This window comes from Pseudooceanicola algae, assembly GCF_003590145.2.
Classification (GTDB): Bacteria; Pseudomonadota; Alphaproteobacteria; order Rhodobacterales; family Rhodobacteraceae; genus Pseudooceanicola; species Pseudooceanicola algae.
Map to the genome: position 1 here is coordinate 3,389,664 of NZ_CP060436.1, position 14,250 is coordinate 3,403,913.

The 14,250-nt window shown below is 64.9% G+C and carries 12 protein-coding genes; 3 read left to right on the forward strand and 9 right to left on the reverse strand.

The genetic code is table 11. The features are described from left to right. Nucleotides 1-8: 8 nt before the first annotated feature. The gene (locus PSAL_RS15855; RefSeq protein WP_119838264.1) at nucleotides 9-689 is read left to right on the forward strand and encodes a molecular chaperone DjiA; all 681 of its coding nucleotides are present in this window, start codon (nucleotides 9-11) and stop codon (nucleotides 687-689) included. Nucleotides 690-929: 240 nt separating this feature from the next. Continuing rightward, entirely contained in the window at nucleotides 930-1,271 is a 342-nt protein-coding gene (locus PSAL_RS15860) for a hypothetical protein (RefSeq protein WP_147407606.1), read from the forward strand. 46 nt (nucleotides 1,272-1,317) lie between these two features. Here the strand turns inward: PSAL_RS15860 and PSAL_RS15865 are convergent, their stop codons facing one another. Genes PSAL_RS15865 through PSAL_RS15880 form a run of 4 tightly spaced genes read right to left on the reverse strand, consistent with a single transcriptional unit; the run spans nucleotide 1,318 to nucleotide 6,971 of the window. Next, the gene (locus tag PSAL_RS15865; protein ID WP_119838266.1) at nucleotides 1,318-2,886 is read right to left on the reverse strand and encodes a Ppx/GppA family phosphatase; all 1,569 of its coding nucleotides are present in this window, start codon (nucleotides 2,884-2,886) and stop codon (nucleotides 1,318-1,320) included. A 53-nt stretch (nucleotides 2,887-2,939) separates the two neighbouring features. Next, a complete protein-coding gene (locus PSAL_RS15870) occupies nucleotides 2,940-5,123 on the reverse strand; it encodes an RNA degradosome polyphosphate kinase (protein WP_119838267.1) in 2,184 nt (727 codons plus the stop codon). A gap of 44 nt (nucleotides 5,124-5,167) precedes the next feature. After that, a complete protein-coding gene (locus PSAL_RS15875; protein ID WP_119838268.1) occupies nucleotides 5,168-5,866 on the reverse strand; it encodes a DnaA/Hda family protein in 699 nt (232 codons plus the stop codon). Between the two features lie 4 nt (nucleotides 5,867-5,870). After that, a complete protein-coding gene (locus PSAL_RS15880) occupies nucleotides 5,871-6,971 on the reverse strand; it encodes an AI-2E family transporter (RefSeq protein ID WP_119838269.1) in 1,101 nt (366 codons plus the stop codon). Nucleotides 6,972-7,116: 145 nt separating this feature from the next. Between PSAL_RS15880 and proS the strand changes: the two genes are divergently transcribed. Next, a complete protein-coding gene (gene proS / locus PSAL_RS15885) occupies nucleotides 7,117-8,454 on the forward strand; it encodes a proline--tRNA ligase (protein ID WP_119838270.1) in 1,338 nt (445 codons plus the stop codon). Between the two features lie 70 nt (nucleotides 8,455-8,524). Here proS and PSAL_RS15890 read toward each other — a convergent pair whose 3' ends face one another. The 5 genes from PSAL_RS15890 to mreC form a co-directional block, all read right to left on the reverse strand. After that, entirely contained in the window at nucleotides 8,525-9,457 is a 933-nt protein-coding gene (locus PSAL_RS15890; RefSeq protein WP_119838271.1) for a 2-hydroxyacid dehydrogenase, read from the reverse strand. 96 nt (nucleotides 9,458-9,553) lie between these two features. Further along, complete coding sequence (rodA, locus tag PSAL_RS15895; protein WP_119838272.1) at nucleotides 9,554-10,693, reverse strand: rod shape-determining protein RodA; 1,140 nt, start codon at nucleotides 10,691-10,693, stop codon at nucleotides 9,554-9,556. Continuing rightward, on the reverse strand, nucleotides 10,690-12,633 hold the full coding sequence (gene mrdA / locus PSAL_RS15900; protein WP_119838273.1) for a penicillin-binding protein 2: 1,944 nt from the start codon (nucleotides 12,631-12,633) through the stop codon (nucleotides 10,690-10,692). Before mrdA ends, rodA begins: the two co-directional genes overlap by 4 nt. A 31-nt stretch (nucleotides 12,634-12,664) precedes the next feature. After that, a complete protein-coding gene (locus PSAL_RS15905; RefSeq protein ID WP_119838274.1) occupies nucleotides 12,665-13,213 on the reverse strand; it encodes a rod shape-determining protein MreD in 549 nt (182 codons plus the stop codon). Further along, the gene (gene mreC, locus PSAL_RS15910) at nucleotides 13,206-14,165 is read right to left on the reverse strand and encodes a rod shape-determining protein MreC (RefSeq protein ID WP_119838275.1); all 960 of its coding nucleotides are present in this window, start codon (nucleotides 14,163-14,165) and stop codon (nucleotides 13,206-13,208) included. Before mreC ends, PSAL_RS15905 begins: the two co-directional genes overlap by 8 nt. Nucleotides 14,166-14,250 lie beyond the last annotated feature (85 nt).

The following is a 14,250-nucleotide window of genomic DNA, read 5'->3' on the forward strand; positions in this document are numbered from 1 at the left end:
GTTGCGAAATGTCGATCTGGACCCGCATAGCAGAAGCGCTTCGCGCGCTGACAAACGGAGAACCGCTTTCGGTCGTCTTCGACCATCTGCGCGGCCCCCGCGAACGCTCTGTCGCCTTCACCATCGCCGTCATCGCCCTGGGGGCCAAGATGGCCAAGGCCGACGGGCAGGTTACCCGCAACGAGGTCACGGCCTTTCGCGAAGTCTTCCAGATCCCGGCCGAGGACGAGGCAGGCGCGGCGCGGGTCTTCAACATGGCCCGTCAGGACGTCACCGGGTTCGAAGATTACGCGGCCCGCATTGCCCGGATGTTCGGGGCGGACAACCAGGTGCTCTGCGACCTGATGGAAGGGCTGTTCCACATCGCCGTGGCCGACGGAACCTATCACGAGGCCGAAGATGCCTTTCTGGCCCGCGTGGCCGAGATCTTCGGCATACCGCCGCATCGCTTTGCCCATCTGCGGGCCCGCTTCGTGCCGGATGCGGGGCAGGACCCCTATACAGTGCTGGGCGTTTCGCCCGATGCGCCCATGTCCGAGATCCGTGCAGCCTGGTCCCAAGCGGTGCGCGAAAGCCACCCCGATCAGATGATCGCCCGTGGCGTGCCGGCCGAAGCGGTGAAGATGGCCGAGCGGCGCATGGTCGATATCAACCGCGCCTGGGACGAGATTCAGCGCATCGGGGCCTGACCGCAGCCGGAGGCCGGTCAGTCACACCCGAGGACGGCTCTGGGGCGTGAAATCGCCGATCTTGCACGCCACAGGCGGTCGTATTTTCGCCAGACCTTTGTGGCGGCGCGGGGTGACCCTATATCAAGTCTCATGAAACGATATGTTCTGCCTCTCATGGTCTCGCTCGCCGCCCCGCTTCCCGTGATGTCTCAGGATCAGGGTCGCGATCCCGGGCAAGGTCAGATTCCGGATGGGGACATGCAACGCAGCCCGCCGGGCGCCGAAACGGGCGAGGACGAGAATTCATCGAAGATGAAGCAGGGCCTGCAATTGTTCCTTGACGGGTTGTCGGGGGGCATGGGGCAGACCTTTGACGGCATGGGCCAGATGGCCGAAGATGCAGCCCCCGCGCTGCGCGATCTCTTTGCCCGGCTGGGGCCCGCGTGGCAGGAGGTGCTGGACCAGGTCAAGGATTTCTCGGATTACGAGGCGCCGCAGATCCTGCCCAACGGCGATATCCTGATCCGACGCAAGGAGGAGGCCCCGGAATATGTGCCGGCAGTGCCGGGCGAGAACGAGGATGGCTCGGTCGACCTTTGAAGCGCGGGCCGTGCCGCACCCGTCGACCGGGCGCGGCAGGGACGTATCAGGCGCGGACCATTCGGGCGCGCGGATTGCCGACCTTGACCGAAACTTCGGCATTCAGCGAATTGGCCAGCGACCGGAAGCGGGATTCGGCGACCTCGCCGAACAGCGGCCCGGCGGCGCTGGTCAGTTCCAGTTCCAGAACCTTCTTCTTGGGGAACCAGCGCATCAGCCCGATTTCCGTATCGCGCTCGGGCCAGAGCATTGCACCGAAACGCATCGCCTTGCCGAGGATCTCGGCCTGTAGCTGTTCCTCTTCCGTCAGCAGACCGTAAAGGTTCTCGAACTGGGTGCCGTTGCGGTTGTTCTTGTAGCGATGCAGCAGCGCCAGACCGAGGAAGACCCGCTCGGAATGCTTCAGCCCGCCAAGGTTGGCGCGGGTGGAATTGTCGAAACAGACCTCGGCGCGGTAATCGGGATGGGCGCGCCAGGTCACGTCGTGCAGCAGGCAGGCGGCCAGCACCAGGCGCTTGCGCTCGGGGCGGGCGGATTTGAAGATCGGCTCGATGAACCGGTAGAGGCTGCGTCCGAAACCCGGCAGCCGCGCGTCCTTCTGTTCCGCGAAACGGCAGGCCTCGATCAGTGGATCGCGGTCGCGCAGCTTTTGCGGCATCTGTTCGTAAAGCAGCCCCTCGCGGATGCCGTAGGAGGACAGCGCGATGTCATGCGGCTTGAACTGGCGTACGACCTCCAGCAGCACTTCGGAGGCCAGCGGCACCAGCCCCATCCGGGTCGAGGACAGCGAGCATTTCTTGCGCAGCTGGTCGAGGTCCTGATCGGCGATGTAATCCACCGTGGCGCGCACCGACTTGGCCGTCATGCGGTATTCATGCAGCACGTGCAGCGGGTAGTTGCGCCGCGCCATATCGATCCGTGCGATGGCCCGCCAGGACCCGCCGACCAGGAACAGCCGGTTGCGGTCCAGTTCGATCTTGTCGGCCAGCTTGGCGACTTCTTCCCGGATATAGGCCTTGCGTGCCTTCTTGGACCCCTTCAGATCGGTCAGCTTCAGCGGCCCCAGTTGCGATGTCTCGCGTTCAAGGATCTCGCCGTGCTGGATGCGGGCGAGTTCCATGGAGGACCCGCCGATGTCGCAGATCAGCCCATAGGCGCCGGGCCAGCCAAGCAACACGCCCTGAGCGGACAGCCGGGCCTCTTCGCGCCCGTCGATGACATAGATGTTCAGGCCGGTCAGCCCGGCGACCTCGGCGATGAAATCGGGGCCGTCCTCGGCTTCGCGGACGGCGGCGGTGGCGACGGCGGACAGGGGCGCGGCGCCCATGCCCTCGGCCAGAAGCTGGAACCGCCGGATCGCGGCCAGCGCGCGGCGGCGGCCCTCGGGGTTCAGGCGCCCGGTTTCGGCCATGCCGGCACCGAGGCCGCACATGATCTTCTCATTGTAGAAATAGGCCGGGCTGCGCGCCGCGCCGTCGAAGACGACGAGGCGGACCGAATTCGACCCCACGTCGACCACGCCGACCCGGCTGAGCGCCCGCGCCTCGGCATCGTTGAACAAGGGGCGCCCGAAGGGGCCCCAGTCGCCAGGCGTCTTTAGGTCTTCACCATCCATATTCGGCGGTTCCTGCACTGCTGTGTGTTTATGATGCGGCTTTCGGGCCGGGGTCAACCGGCCTGCATCTCACGGGTCAGTTTCGGCACATCTGCGGCACCGGCGCTGCCCCGCCCCGACAGAGACGGGTTTTCCATGAAGAAACGATGGCAATTAAAGGCGTTCTGGCCATCTTCGAGCGTGATGCCGCGACGGAAACTGCCATCCGGCTGCATGACCCAGCTTTGCGCCTCGTCGCGCAGGTTGGCGGCCATGATCTGGCTGACGATCTGGTCCTTGACGGTCGGCGTCGTGCATTCGACCAGCGTCTCGACCCGGCGGTTCAGGTTGCGCCCCATCCAGTCGGCCGAGGAAAAGAACACCCGCGCCCCGTCAGAGGGCAGGCCGTGGCCGTTGCCGTAGCAGACGATGCGCGAATGTTCGAGGAACCGCCCGACGATGCTTTTGACCCGGATATTGGGTGACAGGCCGGCGATGCCCGGTTGCAGCCCGCAAATGCCCCGGATCACCAGGTCGATCTTCACCCCGGCCTGTCCGGCACGGTAGAGCGCGTCGATCATGTCGCTTTCGATCAGCGAATTCATCTTGGCCCAGATCTGTGCGGGGCGGCCCGCGCGGGCATGATCGGCCTCGGCGTCGATCATGCGGATCATGTCCTTCTTCATGCTCAACGGCGAGATTGAAAGGTTCTCGAGCATCTCCGGCTGGGCATAGCCCGACAGGTAATTGAAGACCCGCGTCGCATCGCGTCCCAGCCCCGCGTCGCAGGTAAAGAAGCTGAGGTCGGTATAGATCCGCGCCGTGATCGGGTGATAGTTGCCGGTGCCGAAGTGGGAATAGGTGACCAGCTCGCCCTTTTCGCGCCGCACGACAGAGCTGATCTTGGCGTGGGTCTTCCAGTCGACGAACCCATAGACCACATGCGCGCCCGACCGTTCCAGACGGCGGGATTGCTGGATATTGGCGGCTTCGTCGAAGCGCGCCTTCAACTCGACCAGCGCGGTGACGGATTTGCCTTCTTCGGCGGCTTCGCACAGCGCCTCGACGATGGGGCTGTTCTTGGAGGTCCGGTAGAGCGTCTGCTTGATCGCCACCACGTCGGGATCGCGGGCGGCTTGTTGCAGGAAGCGGACCACCATGTCGAAGGTCTCGTAGGGGTGATGCAGCAGCATGTCCTTCTGACGGATCGCGGCGAACATGTCGCCGTCGTGATCCTGCACCCGTTCGGGCACCCGCGGCGTGAAGCGCGGCCAAAGCAGGTCGGGCCGGTTGTCCAGCACCAGTTCGGACAGGGCCGAGATGCCGATCAGCCCGTCGACCTCGATCACGTCGTCGCCGCTGACCCGGAGGGCCCGCTTGATCACCGCTTTCAGGTTGTCCGGCGCGCCAGAGGAAATCTTAAGCCGCACGACTTCGCCGCGCCGGCGCCGTTTCAGCGCGGTCTCGAATTCGCGCACCAGGTCCTCGGCTTCTTCCTCGACCTCCAGATCGCTGTCGCGCAGCACCCGGAAGGTGCAGGCGCCCGTCGCGCGATAGCCGGGGAACAGCCGTTCCAGGTGGACCAGAACCAGTTCCTCGAGCGGCAGGAAGCGCTGGCTGCCGTCCTTGGTCGGCAGGCCGACGAAGCGGTCGATCTGATGCGGGATCGGCAGCAGCGCCTGCAGCGCCCGGCGGTCGCGTTTGCGTTCCAGTTGCAGCGCCAGCGAAAAGCCGAGGTTCGGGATGAAGGGAAAGGGATGCGCCGGGTCGATGGCCAGCGGCGACAGTACGGGAAAGACCCGTGTCAGGAAGATGTCCCCGAGGTAGTCGAGATCGTCATCGCAAAGATCTTCGCGCGTCAGGATGGAAATCCCGGCCTCGGTCATCAGCTTGCGCAGGGTGCCCAGGACGAACTGCTGGTGCTGCATCAGCTTGCGGGCGTTGGCATTGATCCGCACCAGTTGTTCCACCGGCGTCAGCCCGTCGTCCGAGGCATTGGTGCTGCCGGCTTTGGCCAGTTCGCGCAGCCCGGCGACGCGGACGGTATAGAATTCGTCCAGGTTGGTGGCGCTGATCGACAGGAAACGCAGCCGTTCCAGAAGCGGGACGGCGGGGTTTTCCGCCTCTTCCAGAACCCGCCAGTTGAAGCCGAGCCAGCTCATTTCACGGTTGAAGAACCGCGAGGGGCCGTCCCGGTCGATCTCCGGCATGGTGACCGGAGGTGGTACTGGGGTGTTTAGAAAATCTGCTTCTGTCATGGCTCATTACTGGGATCTGGGGTCCGATGTGGACCCGGAAAAGGTTACGGTTCTGCGGCGTTGCCGTCCAATTGCCTGAGCACGCGCGCCGCCATTGCCCGGGTGACCGGGCGCTGATCGGCCAGCGATTGTGCGTCCAGCGCGGCCGCAACACGGCGCGCCATGCGAAAGGACCGCTCAACCCGCAGTAGCAGGTAGGGGATCACATCGGGACTGGGCATGATCTGGCGTTCGCTGAAGAACTTGATGAAAAGGGCTGATAGCAAGGCATCGTCGGGGGCCGCAAGGCGTATTGCGGGGGTGGCCTGCATGCGGCTGGCAAGATCGGGTAAGGCGATCTCCCACAGGGCCGGGGCGCTGCGTCCGGTGATCAGCAGGCTATGACCTTCGGCCAACACCAGGTTGTGCAGGTGGAACAGCGATTCTTCTGCGGCGCGATTACCGGCGATGGCGGGAACATCCTCGATCGCGACCGGACCATGGGACAGGGAGGGGATGTCGCTGGCCGGCAAGGCGGTGGCGGGCAGGATGATGGCACCGCTGCTTTCGGCCCAGATGCGCGTCAGGTGGGTCTTGCCCGCCCCCTCCGGCCCCCAGAGCGCGACCTTGGAGGCCGCCCAGCCGTCGGGCCAGCTTTCCAGCATGGCGAAGGCGACCTGATTGCCGGAGCCGAGAATGAAATCTTCACGGCCCATTGCCTCGGTCGCGGGCAGCAGGGGCAGGCTTGGCTGGTCGGACGGCATGGGACTAGTCGGCAATCCGCGAGGCGGAATCGTCTGTCGGGACGGTGGTAGGCGTCTCGTGACCACGATAAAGCGTGCTGTCCTTGTAGCGCCGGATCAGGAACCGGGCGATCACGCCGATCGCGGCGGCCAGCGGCACGGCGGCCAACATGCCGACGAAGCCGAAGAGCGACCCGAAGGCCGAAAGCGCGAAGATCAGCCAGACCGGGTGCAGCCCGACCGAACTGCCGACCAGGCGCGGCGTCAGGAAGTTGCCCTCGACCATCTGGCCGACGGCGAAGATGCCCGCGACCAGGCCGATCATCACCCAGTCGCCCCAGAACTGGAACAGCGCCAGCCCGATGGCCATGGCCCCGCCGACCAGCGAGCCGACGTAGGGAATGAAGGTGATCAGCCCGGCAAAGGCCCCGATTACCAGCCCGAATTGCAGCCCCACCAGCATCAATGCCACGGCGTAGAAACTGCCCAGGATCAGGCAGACCGAGCCCATGCCGCGCAGGAACCCCGCCAGGGTCTTGTCGATATCCCGCGCCAACTGGCGGATCACAGGGGCATGTTCGCGCGGCAGCAGGCTGTCGACATTGGCGACCATGCGGTCCCAGTCGTAAAGCAGGTAGAAGGCCACCACCGGCACGATGACGAAAAGCACCACCAAGTTCAGCATCGAGCCCACGGAGACAAGCGCCGAATTCAGCAACTCTCCCCCCTTGGATTGCAGGGTTTCGCCGACCGAGGCGAGGGTCGAGCGCAGCACCGATTCCTCGTTCAGCAATTCGGGGAAATGCTGGGTCAGGAAGGCCTGAAACTTGTCAATCAGCTCGGGCGCTGTCTGGAACAGCTGGATCGTCTGGTTGATCAGCGTCGGGATCACCAGCAGCGCCAGCACGACGAAGATCATGACCGCGCAAAGCGTGATCAGCGTCGTGGCCAGCGCGCGCGAGGCACCCCAGGCTTCGATCCGGTCGGCAATGGGGTCGAGGAAATAGGCGATCGCGGCGCCCAGCAGGAAGGGCATGATGACATCGCCCATCCACCAAAGCGCAAAGATGAACACCGCAGCCGCGATGCCCCAGTATTTCAGTTGCTGGCGGACGGGCAGGGTCAGGGCGTGATCTCCTCTTTTCCTCTATCTCACCTTGTCAGGCGCGGAATTCAAGCGTTAAGCAGGGGATCCGGGGGCAATAGCCATTGCCCGCGTGTTTCGCCTCTAATAAACCAAGCGGCGAGTTGATTGAGAGGCCAAAAGCCAGATGCGTCTGTCCCGCTATTTTCTGCCCGTCCTGAAGGAAACCCCTGCCGAGGCGCAGATCGCCAGCCACCGGCTGATGCTGCGCGCCGGGATGATCAAGCAGGCCAGCGCCGGGATCTATTCCTGGCTGCCGCTTGGCTACAAGATCCTGAAGAAGATCGAGACCATCGTGCACGAGGAACAGGTCCGCGCCGGCCATATCCCGATGCTGATGCCGACGCTGCAAAGCGCTGACCTGTGGAAGGAAAGCGGCCGCTATGACGCCTACGGTCCCGAGATGCTGCGCATCCGTGACCGGCAGGACCGCGACATGCTTTACGGGCCCACGAACGAGGAGATGATCACCGACATCTTCCGCAGCTACGTGCGTTCCTACAAGGATCTGCCGCTGACGCTGTATCATATTCAGTGGAAGTTCCGGGACGAGATCCGCCCCCGCTTCGGCGTCATGCGCGGCCGCGAGTTCCTGATGAAGGACGGCTACAACTTCGACCTGACCAAGGAAGACGCGCTGCACGCCTACAACCGCCACCTTGTCAGCTACCTGCGCAGCTATGAACGCATGGGCCTTCAGGCGATCCCGATGCGCGCCGACAGCGGCCCGATCGGCGGCGACGACACCCATGAATTCCTCGTGCTGGCGGAAACCGGCGAAAGCGAGGTCTTCTATGACGCCGAGATCACCGATCTGAAGTTCGGCGACCGCGAGATCGACTACGATTCGGTCGAGCAGTGCCAGGGCGTGCTGGAGGAATTCACCAGCCGCTATGCCCGCACCGACGAAACCCACGACGAAGCCGTCTGGGCCGATGTCCCCGAAGACCGCCGCCGCGTGGCGCGTGGCATTGAGGTGGGGCAGATCTTCTACTTCGGCACCAAGTACTCCGAGGCGATGAACGCCGTGGTGCAGGGGCCGGACGGCAAGCAGGCGCCGGTCCACATGGGCAGCCACGGCATCGGCGTCAGCCGCCTGCTGGGCGCGATCATCGAAGCCAACCACGACGACAAGGGCATCATCTGGCCCGAGGGCGTCACGCCGTTCCACGTCGGGATCGTCAACATCAAGTCCGGCGATGCCGAGGCCGACGCGGCCTGCGAGGACCTTTACAAGAGCTTCGTCAAGCTGGGCCTGGAGCCGCTTTACGACGACCGCAACGAACGCGCGGGCGGCAAGTTCGCGACCATGGACCTGATCGGCCTGCCCTGGCGGGTCACCGTCGGGCCGCGCGGCCTGAAGAACGGCGTGGTCGAACTGACCTCGCGCCGCACCGGCGAAAGCGAGGAACTGCCCCCCGAAGAGGCCGTCGCGAAGATCGCGGCGATCTACGCGGGGGTCTGATCCTGGCCATCGGGAATGGACGAAAAGGCGGGCCCCGTGGGGTCCGCCTTCTGCTTGCTGGCGCCAGGCGTCAGTAGCCGCGCTCCCGATCGACCAGGTACAGGAAGGGCTGTCCGGCCTCACCGCGCTTGATGTTCTCGGCAATGACCTCGGCGGCGGTAATGGCCCGCGTGGCCGAGGCGATATGCGGGCAGACCGTCACGCCCGGATGGGCCCAGAAGGGATGCTCCACCGGCAGCGGCTCTGCCCGGAAGACATCCAGCGTGGCGTGGGCGACCTGACCGCTGTCGAGCGCCGCGATCAGCGCCTCGTCGACGATAAGCGGGCCGCGGCCGGGGTTCAGGAGGACGGCGCCGTGCGGCAAAAGCGCCAGACGCTCGGCATCCAGAAGGTCCTCGGTCTCGGCCGTCAGCGGCAGAAGCAGGATCAGGATCTGCGCCCCGGAAAGCGCCGTTTCCAGGCCATCGGCACCATGCAGGCAGGTGATGCCTTCGATGTCATGGGGGCTGCGGCTCCACCCGGTCACGGGGAATTCGAGGTCGGTGAGCGCCTTCGCGCAGGCAGTGCCCAACTCGCCAAGTCCAAGGATCGTGACAGGACGTTCGCGGGCCAGAGGCGGGACCCGGTGTTCCCAGGTGCCGTCCTGATGGTTCAGGAAGTAGTCGATATCCAGGTGATGGCGCAGGGCGTGCCCGGTAACCCATTCGATCATGCCGCGGGTCAGCCCGTGATCGACCATGCGGCACAGCGGCTGGGTCAGGGTGTCGTTGCCGACCACGCTTTCGACCCCGGCCCAGAGGTTCAGCACCGCCTTGCAGCGGGTGAAGGGCGTGAAATCCTGAATCTCGGAATTGGGCGCATAGACGATGTAATCGACCTCTTCAGGCGCAAAGTCCTTCCGCAGGTCGATATCGTCCAGCCCGGCTTTTGCGAAGGCGTCGCGCAGGGGGGATTCGTATTCTTTCCATTTCGGAGAGATGGCGGCGAAGAGGACGTTCGTCATGGGGACCTTTCGGGGCGGATGGAAACTGCCCGCAAGGTAACAGCGCAATTGGTGGGCACAACCTGGGCAGGGCCCGCGCGCGTCCTGAACGCAGCCTCAGCGCGGTTTATGGACATGCGCGCTTTGTACGAGGCCGAAGGCGAGCATCAGCACCAGCATCGCCGAGCCGCCATAGCTGACCAGCGGCAGCGGTACACCGACAACCGGCGCGAGGCCCATGACCATCGACATGTTCACGGCAAAGAACAGGAAGAACGTCGTGGCTATCCCAAGGGTCAGCAGCGCGGCATAGCGGTTCTGGTTGTTCATCGCCGAGGACACGCAGAACAGGATGATCAGCGCATAGAGGATCAGCAGGCTGGTCCCCCCGATGAAGCCGAATTCCTCGGCCAGGGTGGTAAAGATGAAATCGGTATGTTTCTCGGGGAGGAAGTTCAGGCGGGACTGGGTCCCCTGCATGTAGCCGCGTCCGGCCCAGCCCCCCGAGCCAAGCGCGATCTTGGACTGGGTGATGTGATAGCCCGCGCCAAGCGGGTCCTGCGAGGGGTCCAGAAACGTGTCGATGCGGCGGAACTGGTAATCCTTGATCAGCTGCCAGTCGGTGCCCCGGCTTTCGAAGACCGTCCAGACAAGGCCGACGGCCGCGCCGATGACGGCGGCGAAATAGGCCCAGTGCACGCCAGCCAGGAACATCACCGCTCCGCCCCCGGTCAACAGCAGGATCGCGGTGCCGAGATCGGGCTGTTTCAGCACAAGGACGGTCGGCAGGATCACGATAAGCACCGGGATCGTCACCCAGACCGGATGCGACACTTTGCGCACGGGCAGCCAGTCGTAATAGGCGGCCAGGAACATCACCAGCGCGATCTTCATCAGTTCAGAGGGTTGCAGGCGCAGCGGCCCGATGTCGATCCAGCGTTGCGCACCCATGCCGACGGTGCCGAAGAATTCCACGAAGACCAGCAGCATCAGCGAGATGGCATAGGCCAGTACCGACATGTTGCGCCAGAACCAGATCGGCACCATGGCGATCACGAACATCATCACCATGCCGACGGCGAAACGCTTCATCTGCGGCTCGGCCCAGGTCGACAGGTTGCCCCCCGCCACCGAATACAGCATCAGGAACCCCGCCGAGGCGACCGCAGCGATCAGCAGCGCCAGGGGCCAGTTGAAATAAAACACCTTGCGCAGCCCCGACGGGACGCTCTTGACGGAATATTCCAGGTAGCTCATGCGCGGCTCATCTTCTCGCGGTCGATGCGGGGGCGCAGGGCGCGCAGGCGTTTCTGCTGCTCGGCGATGTGCTCGCGATCCTTGGCCGGGTAGGCATCCAGTGGCGGGTCACCGTCGTAGATCGCCTGAAGCGTGATGTCGCGGGCGATCGGTGCGGCGACCGAGGACCCGCCACCGCCATGTTCCACCACCACGGCCACGGCGACCTTCGGGTTGTCATAGGGTGCGTAATCGACCCAAAGCGCATGGTCGCGGCGCTCCCAGGGCAGATCCGCGTTGGAGGTCACCCCCATGGCCCGCTCGGCGGCGGTGATGTTGCGGACCTGGCTTGTGCCGGATTTCCCGGCCATGCGCAGGTTCTCGGCAATCACGCGGGACCCGTAGCCGGTGCCCCGGCGGGCATTGGAGACCTCGAACATGCCTTCACGCACGGTCCGCAGGCTGCTTGCCGAAATGCCAAGGCTTTCGCCCGCGCCCGAGGGCTGTTCGACCCCGTCGATGGTCTTGATCAGCCGGGGCGTGACATTGTTGCCCGAGGCGATCCGCGCCGTCATCACGGCCAGTTGCATTGGCGAGGCCAGAACGAAGCCCTGCCCGATGGAAGAGTTCACCGTATCCCCGATCACCCATTCCTGACCGCGCACTTCGCGCTTCCATTCCTTGGTGGGGGCCAGCCCCGTCGCCACCGCCGACATGGGCAGGTCATGCGGCACGCCGATGCCGAGGCGGCGGGCCATGTCTGAAATCCGCTCGATTCCGACTTCCAGCGCCAGCTGGTAATAGAAGACGTCGCAGCTTTCGCGCAGCGAGCCGACGGTATTGAGCGAGCCATGCCCTCCGGACCGCCAGCAGTGGAACCTCCGGTTCGACACCTCGAGGTGGCCGTTGCAGTAATAGGTGTCGTGTTCGGTGATGACCCCGGCTTCCAGCCCCGCCAGCGCCACGACCATCTTGAAGGTCGAGCCGGGCGGGTAGATCCCCTGCACGGTCTTGTTGGCCAGGGGGCGGAAGTTGTTGCCCGTCAACATGCGGTAATCGGCGACCGAGATCCCGCGCACGAAGAGGTTGGGATCGAAACTGGGGGCCGAGCCGATGGCCAGGATGTCGCCATTGGTGCAATCGATGACCACGGCGGCGGCGCTTTCTTCGCCAAGGCGGGCCTGGACGTAGTTCTGCAGCAGGTAATCGGTGGTCAGCTGGATATTTGCCCCGGCCTGGCCTTCGCGGCGGTCCAGTTCGCGCATGACGCGGCCCACGGCATTGACCTCGACCCGCTTGGCGCCGGCCGAGCCGCGCAGGGAGTCCTCCATCTTGGCTTCCAGCCCGACCTTGCCGATCTGGAAGCGCGGGATCATCAGCACCGGGTCGGGATCCTCGATCTTGCCAAGGTCGTAATCCGACACCGGCCCGACATAGCCCACCACATGGGCGAAATCCTGATTCAGGGGATAATTGCGCGACAGGCCGACCTCGGGCGTGATGCCGGGCAGGGCGGGGGTGTTGACGGCAATGCGCGACACATCTGTCCAACTGACCCGGTCGGCGAGCGTGATCGGCAGGAAGGGGGCCGAGCGCTGCATTTCGGCGCGGGCGCGGGCGATGTCCTGTTCATCCAGGTGCACCAGTTGCGACAGGCGGTCGATGACCGCATCCACGTCGCCGGCGTCCTCTTCGACCATGGTGATCCGGTAGGCCGGTTCATTGCTTGCGATGGCGATGCCGTTGCGGTCGAATATCTCGCCCCGCGACGGCGGGATCAGGCGCATGTTGATGCGGTTCTCTTCGGCCAGCATGCGGAACTGGTCGGCCTGATCCACCTGCAGGAAGCGCATGCGCCAGGCCAGCAACCCGACGAAGCCAAGCTGCATCCCGCCCAGCACCAGCGTGCGTCGTCCGATCCGCCGGGTCGAAACCTGGGTGTCCTTCGCGGTGCGTCTCATGGCAGACAGCTTTTCCTTTGCGGGGCGCGGGTCATATCCGGTGCCCCAGGTTGTCGACTTCGCCCACGGCAGCGCGGCGCAGGCCGAAGAACAGGTTCGAAAAGACCGAAGCCGCCGGATAGATCGCCACGGTGGCGACAAGCTGGCTGAGGGTCACGGCGATCTGCGGCCGGTCGAGAACGAACAGGACCAGCCCCAGGCGGTAACTGAGCAGGATCACCGCGCAGGTGACCGATGCGGCCAGCCATTCGGTCAGGAAGGTCCGTTCCCGCATGGCGCGGGAATAGCGTTTCAGCCGGTGGATCAGGAACAGGCTCAGCGCGGCCAGCAGGCCGGGTGGGCGCATCAGCAGCAGGTCCGAGAACAGGAACAGCACTGCCAGCATGGGCGAGGGCACCAGTTCCGGCCGGCGGATGGCCCAGACCAGGGTCAGCGCCAGCATCAGGTCTGGCCCGGCCAGCAGGCGCGGCACGGTCTCCAGCGGCAGCAGGCTGAACATCATCAGCCCGATGTAAAGCGCGACAAAGGCCAGGCGCAGACCCATGATCCGGGGGACTGAGGCGCGGATCGCATCAGCCATCCTGGGCGCCCTCCGCAAGGCCGGGGGCCGTTATGTCGCTGGCCTCGGGCAGGGCCACGGGACCGGCAATCCCCGGCCCCTGAAGCGGCGGCGGCGGCGGGGTGATCAGCCCGCCCGGTTCATGCAGCGCTTCGGTGCCGCGACTGCGCAGCACGCGCAGGAATTCGAGGCGTTCGTAATCCGCCGCCAGCCGGACCCGCAGGCGGCCGCTGGCGTCCTGGGCGACATGGCCGACCAGCAGCCCGGCGGGAAAGACATCACCGTCGCCGGAGCTGACGACCCGGTCGCCGGGCCGCACAAGATCCGGGTTTTCGATGAAATCCACCGGCGGGGCGGCGGTATTGTTGCCCATCACCATGCCATCCTGCCCCGATGGCTGGATCGAAACCGGCAGCCGCGACGAGGTATCGGTCAGCAGGATCACCCGGCTGACCTCGGATCCCACACCCGAGATACGCCCAACCAGGCCGATGCCGTCCATTGCCGCCCAGCCATCGACGATCCCGTCGCGCACGCCGATGTTCAGCAGCACCGATTGCCGGTACGGAGAGCCTGAATCGGCCATCACCACCCCGGTCACATAGGTCAGCTGCGGATCGAGGCGGACGTTGTTTAGGTCCAGCAGCCGGGCGTTTTCCTGTTCCAGCTGCAGGGCGGCCTCTTTCCAGGCCTTCATCTGCTGCAATTCGCGGCGCAGTTCCTGGTTCTGATCGTGAATGCGGGCGTAGCTTTGGAAATCGCGGACCAGTTTCACCGCGCCGGTGACAGGGGCCATGGCCCAGTCCATCCCCGGCATCACCCGGTCGATCACATGCGACCGGAACCGTTCGACCCGCGGGCTGTCGATGCGCCAGACCAGAAAGATCGCCACCAGCACCAGCACGGCGATCCCGGCCAGCAACCGGCGGATCGGGGTGACGTAGTCTTCGTCCTGTTGGCGATCCTTGGCCATGGGACTCCAAGCCGTTCAGGGGGTTAACGACTCCGACCCGGTGGGGCACACCGGGTCGGGAAGAGAAGGCGTGCCGTCAGAGTGG